We start from the raw sequence: 4,022 nt of genomic DNA on the forward strand, positions 1-4,022 counted from the left end.
TGATGCATCGGTAATCTACAAAGGTTTTGCAATGGATCGAAAACTGGAACACCATGCCCTGAAGGGAATTATAAAACAACGGGTAAAGCAAGGCGTTTACCATATACAACATGTGAATTCCACGCACAATAGACTAAAGAAATGGATAGACGGCACTTTTTGGGGCGTTTCGACCAAATATCTTCAGCAGTATCTGAATTGGTTTAGGGTAAAGGAGCACCTCAAGGGTAGTAAGGACATGCTCCAGGCCTTTGTTCCCAAGACCGTTGAAGACATTGGAACCTATGCCAGATACAGAAATATAGACACTAGGTATGAAAAACTAATATCAACGCAAACTTAAACTAGAGCCGGAATTGGAAATAATCAGTTGAAGATGAATTCATTGGGAGTTGCTATTGGTGCGGGAGTAAGGGTTGGACTAGAAGATAATATATGGTTCGATTCCGCTAGAACTACATTGGCAACCAATATGGGGTTATTAAAGAGAATCCATACCATAGCGCAGGCTCATGAAAGGGAAGTTATGACGCCTCAAGAATTTAGATCGAAAATGCAATTGGAACCGGGAAACGGTAAGTATGGTAGAAAGATATAATTATGAAGCTATATTATGTCAATAAAGGAAAGTAGAAAGATATCCAGAGTAAAACGATTCTCCAATGTAATTAAAAATGGAATGTTTCTTTACGGGGTTAAAAATCGTTTATCAAGAATTGGAATTACAATAATGCCCTATTATTGGGTGCAGGAAGAATATGAGCCATGTGCAGAACCACAAATTAAAGGTGATGCTTCAGAATTTAAAGTAAGAGAGCTTAATCTAGATGAGTTGATGTTCGTTAGCAAGGGAATCGATAACTTGCGTTTAGACTTGCTAGAAAAAGAATATAAAGAGTGCTCGTTATGTTTGGGGTTAGAGCATAATAATCAAATAGCAGCCTATATGATTATTGGAAATAAGGATGTGAATTGTAAAGATAAAATTTTTCCAATAAAAAATAATGAAGCCTACCTATCTAGTATGTGGACCTTTCATGAATATAGAGGGAGAAATCTAGCTCCCTATCTAAGATATAAAAGTTATCAGGTATTAAAAGAACAGGGGAGAGATACTAAATACAGTATAAGCGAGTATTTTAATAAATCTACTATCAAATTTAAAAATAAGCTTAACTCCAAGCATCTACAACTTTATGTTTATTGTGACCTGTTCGGGAAATGGAAAAAACATTACTTGTTAAAATCGTATACAGATTAAATCTATACTTCACCGATTTTAGCTAGTTGTCATATATACATTGCGGTCCCTTTCCTTCTATGGCGAGCCTTTCTTTTACAGCTAACAGAGACAATATTATTAAAAGCTACTTTCTCACTTAAAACACCTATTAAGTAGTAGCAGCTCATTTTAATTTTAAGAATAGATTACCATTTCTGTATTGATTAAGGTTTAATTTTGCATATTGTACAGGAAGTAAATAATCTTATTCAAACCTCCCTTATGGCTTAATTTTTACTATGGAATATTCTAGATTATCTTCAATAAACGCTCCGCATTTTATGGAAGCTTGGCAATTATACGAGAGCTCCTTCCCGCAAGAGGAAAGACGGACCTTGGAAGTACAGGAGAAAATCATGAAGAATACTGAGTATAATTTTGAGGTAATACTTTCTGGTGATAGTGTATTGGGATTTATACTGTGGTGGGAATTTAAAGATATGGTGTTTGTAGAACACTTTGCTACAAGTCCAGAACTTAGAGGGCAAGGACATGGGAAAACTATTTTACAAGAGTTCCTAAAACGTAGTCAAAGACCAGTTATTTTAGAGGTAGAGCTCCCAGAACCAGGAATAAAAGAACGAAGAATTGCCTTTTATGAAAGACTAGGTTTTGCACTAAATACGCATAATTATGTGCAACCACCAATGCAGAAGGGGTGTGGGGAACTTCCTTTATTCCTAATGTCGTATCCAGAGAAGTTTTCAAAGGAGTTTGTGGCCTATTTTGTTGATAATTACCATCCTTTAATCTACGATCAGGGCATCCTATAATATAAAGCTGTATGCTTTGGTGATAGTGATGCTTTTATATTAAACAGCTTACCAGATTCATTATTAATTATTTATGATTTTATGGCAAGGTGGCTTAAGCCACCCATTGCAATCTGACAACGTGATCAGCTACCACGTTATTGGAGTTTGCGCTTGCATACCGTTAGATAGACGTAGTCATGTTTTGCCTTAATCCTCATCCTCTGGAGGAATTAATTTACCAAGGGTGTTTATCGCATTACAAATGAAGCCTTCAAACTTTGGCTAAAGCCGTTTTTTAATTTGCCATTAATCCCCGTGATAAATCACGGGGCTATTCAATGCCTTTTTTGGATCTTGGAAAAGTTAACCGTATCTAAGAAGCTAGTATAGCTCCTAGCATGAATTGGTTAGTCAGTTCCATGCTATTACAACCGAATTACTAATTATTAACTGTTAGAACGTTGCAGCCTTGTACCAAACAAATCTCAATACTCAATACTATGTACTACCAAAATGTACTTCCCTGTTTAGAGTAAACCGGTTTTAGATTTAAATTTCAATTATATATATAGCGATTTCTTATCTACTTTACTCGTAATAATGTTCGCCGGACAATGACCTCCCCGTAATAAATCACGGGGCTATTCAATCCTTTTTTTAGTTCTTGAAAAAGTTGCCCATATCTAATAAGCTAAATTAATTCCTTGCATGGGTTCGTTAGTCAGTTCCATACTACTACATCCGAATTATTAATTGGTTGTTGCGAATTATTTACTGTTAGAACGTTACAGGCTTGTACCAAACAAATCTCAATACTCAATACTTAATACTCAGTACTATAAAAAACTGGCGACTGTTCACTGATTACCGTTCACTGATTACAGACCCCATCTCAATACTCAATACTTAATACTTTGTACTATAAAGATGTACTTATTTTTTAGTTCTTGTCCTTCGCATAAGCTTGGCAATCCGATCCTTGTAATAGGCTTTCAGTTCTTCTACAAAATCCATTGGTTCCTGGTATTCTGTAAGCACCTTGTAGGTGTGCTTGTTTTTAGCGCGATGTAGCGCTTCTTGAATTCTAGCTAATTCCATTTTTAGGAAATCTAGTCCAGAACCTGTGACCTTCTCTGGTTGTGGGGTGGAAGGTAGTAAGGTGTTCCCGCTAAAAATATGCGCATGATATGCTTGTAGGGTGGCGAGATCGCCTTCTTCGTAAATCTGTATTAATTGGGTGGTTATCTCCGTAGCGAGTTCTACTTTATCTCTTTGTGTAGAAAATTTATCGGGATGAACAAATAACATTGCTTCGCGGTACAAACGCTTTTTTTGTTGCTGCTCCTCCTCATTAACTTTTACTGGGGTAGGTTTTTCTAAAGGTTGGAGCAGGGTGGTGGGGCGATAATTTTTTCCGCGTTGTTTCTGTTTCCTCCGTTGTTCTTTTTTTGCCTGTTTCTGTTGTTTATAAAGCAGCGAGAGCTCCTGCTCTAAAATGATTTGATCCTCTAATTTAGAGACAATTAATTTTTCAAAACCTAAAGTCCGCTCAATAACCTCTTGTAGCTCCCTTTCTAAGGCCTTTATTTCTTCTTGCAACTTTAGAATTTGAGATTGGGGAAGATGGGGGAGGTGTGGATTCATAATATTGAAATACAGCAAAACGCTTTATAGGTTTCAAAATTAATCATTTCTTTTTCTCCTTTTAGGTAACGAGCTATTAAATAAATCTAAGGTGAATTAGATTGTAAATGACCTAAATTGACGCCGATGTATACCGGAATGTATACTAGATAACGGAAAACACATAAGACGATGTGGCAATTTTGATTTAAATTAGCACTAAATTGCTAGAATAGAAAATAACATATTCTATTCGCAAACCGGAGTTTACCTGCGGGTAGGAAGGCGCAGCCCAGGTAGGGCCGTGTAAAAAACAATAAATATCTACATATGAAATGAGCATGACCGAAACCATGTTGCTA

General features: G+C 36.4%; 5 protein-coding genes. 4 read left to right on the top strand and 1 reads right to left on the bottom strand.

Features of this window, described 5'->3' with window-relative positions; translation table 11 throughout:
* From H344_RS21285 to H344_RS0118235, 4 genes are all read left to right on the top strand, one after another.
* On the top strand, window positions 1–343 hold a 343-nt coding region (locus H344_RS21285; protein ID WP_205667133.1), incomplete at its 5' end, for a transposase.
* Between the two features lie 12 nt (window positions 344–355).
* On the top strand, window positions 356–598 hold the full coding sequence (locus H344_RS0118225; protein ID WP_262482303.1) for a 3-keto-5-aminohexanoate cleavage protein: 243 nt from the start codon (window positions 356–358) through the stop codon (window positions 596–598).
* 15 nt (window positions 599–613) lie between these two features.
* Window positions 614–1,261: a GNAT family N-acetyltransferase gene (locus H344_RS0118230; protein ID WP_026811582.1), complete on the top strand. Its 648-nt coding sequence runs from the start codon at window positions 614–616 to the stop codon at window positions 1,259–1,261.
* A gap of 260 nt (window positions 1,262–1,521) precedes the next feature.
* Window positions 1,522–2,055 (top strand): GNAT family N-acetyltransferase, encoded by a 534-nt coding sequence (locus tag H344_RS0118235; RefSeq protein WP_051254394.1) that lies wholly within the window; start codon window positions 1,522–1,524, stop codon window positions 2,053–2,055.
* A 915-nt stretch (window positions 2,056–2,970) separates the two neighbouring features.
* On the opposite strand, the gene H344_RS0118240 is transcribed toward H344_RS0118235, so the two are convergent.
* Window positions 2,971–3,681: a hypothetical protein gene (locus H344_RS0118240; RefSeq protein ID WP_026811584.1), complete on the bottom strand. Its 711-nt coding sequence runs from the start codon at window positions 3,679–3,681 to the stop codon at window positions 2,971–2,973.
* Window positions 3,682–4,022: the final 341 nt, after the last annotated feature.

This window comes from Arenibacter latericius DSM 15913 (assembly GCF_000424985.1).
Lineage (GTDB): Bacteria > Bacteroidota > Bacteroidia > Flavobacteriales > Flavobacteriaceae > Arenibacter > Arenibacter latericius.

Excerpts from the sequence above, each read along its gene's own strand:
- H344_RS0118230 (WP_026811582.1), top strand. The coding sequence starts at position 614 with ATGTCAATAAAGGAAAGTAGAAAGATATCCAGAGTAAAACGATTCTCC.
- H344_RS0118235 (WP_051254394.1), top strand. The coding sequence starts at position 1,522 with ATGGAATATTCTAGATTATCTTCAATAAACGCTCCGCATTTTATGGAA.
- H344_RS0118240 (WP_026811584.1), bottom strand. The coding sequence starts at position 3,681 with ATGAATCCACACCTCCCCCATCTTCCCCAATCTCAAATTCTAAAGTTG.